This window comes from Chromohalobacter sp. 296-RDG, from assembly GCF_029889885.1.
Taxonomy (GTDB): Bacteria; Pseudomonadota; Gammaproteobacteria; order Pseudomonadales; family Halomonadaceae; genus Chromohalobacter.
In genome coordinates, this window is record NZ_JARANY010000232.1 from 1 (window position 1) to 1,039 (window position 1,039).

At 56.2% G+C, this 1,039-nt stretch carries 2 protein-coding genes; both read right to left on the reverse strand.

Going from position 1 to position 1,039, the window contains the following annotated elements; genetic code table 11:
* Positions 1–180 precede the first annotated feature (180 nt).
* The gene (locus tag OP495_RS18135) at positions 181–585 is read right to left on the reverse strand and encodes a type II toxin-antitoxin system VapC family toxin (protein ID WP_280571170.1); all 405 of its coding nucleotides are present in this window, start codon (positions 583–585) and stop codon (positions 181–183) included.
* Positions 582–821, reverse strand: a complete 240-nt coding sequence (locus OP495_RS18140) for an AbrB/MazE/SpoVT family DNA-binding domain-containing protein (protein ID WP_280563183.1) — start codon at positions 819–821, stop codon at positions 582–584. Before OP495_RS18140 ends, OP495_RS18135 begins: the two co-directional genes overlap by 4 nt.
* Between the last annotated feature and the right edge of the window lie 218 nt (positions 822–1,039).

Sequence of the window (1,039 nt, forward strand, 5' to 3'; positions counted from 1 at the left end):
CATTGGCCGCTATGGGTCGTGATGCCCGTGGGCGGTGGGCTGCTCATCGGAGGCATCGGCCATCTGCTGACCCGTCAGGTACGTCGTCAGGCGCCCATGGAAAGTCTGCGGCTGTTGGGGGAAACCTGAAGTTTTGAGCCGAAAGCTAATATTATTTTGAGTATTAGTGGGGGGCAGTATTCAAAGCCAATTCTCGACGCTCAACCCCTCGACACGTCTAAATTCGCCGAGATTAGCGGTGACCAGGATGCGCTGTTCCGATAGTGCTTGGGCGGCGATCAGCAGGTCGTTAGGACCTATTGGCGTCCCGACCCGCTCCAGATGACAGCGTATCTGTGCATAATAGCGATCGGCAGGCGACTCGAAAGGTAGAATTGTCAGCGCATCAAGCAGGGTTTCCACCTGATGCGTCAGGCGTTTGGAGCCGCGTTTATGGGCGCCAAAGCGAAGTTCGGCAGCGACGATCGAACTGGTGGCGATGGCGTGCTCTCCCACGTCGGCTATTCGTCGTGCCACTTGGCCTTGTGGATCACGCACGAGTGCCGAGACGATATTGGTGTCCAATAGATAGCCGGTCGTTTTCATAGCTTGATATCGTCGAGTGGCAGTAACCCTTCGTCGCTTTCATCTAGCGTTTCATCCAAGGAACTGAGCTGTCGCAACGTCTCCAGAAGACCGGGTTTTCTGATGGGTTCGATGATGAGTGTATCGCCCTCGCGGCGAATGAGGGCGTCGTCACCGCTTAGCTCGAACTCTCGAGGAATGCGTATAGCCTGATTGCGGCCGTTGCGAAAAAGGCGTACATGGCGTTCGGTATTCATGGGCTGGCTCCTGTGTCAGGCAGCATATGTCAAAGCCTATGCCTGCGGAGTACCGGTGTCCAGAGCTGGGGAGGAGCGAATGCATTCACGATTAAGAGTGCCTGAATGCAAGAAGTCCCGCCGAGGATCGTTTGATCGTTCGGCGGGAAGGGCCAAACTTGCAGGGCATTGTCGGTAAGCGGGCATCCATGCCCCATGCTTCCTTCCACTCGACGACG

What these genes read in the sequence shown, in the direction of transcription:
- OP495_RS18135 (WP_280571170.1), bottom strand. Translation starts at nt 585, where the DNA reads ATGAAAACGACCGGCTATCTATTGGACACCAATATCGTCTCGGCACTC.
- OP495_RS18140 (WP_280563183.1), bottom strand. Translation starts at nt 821, where the DNA reads ATGAATACCGAACGCCATGTACGCCTTTTTCGCAACGGCCGCAATCAG.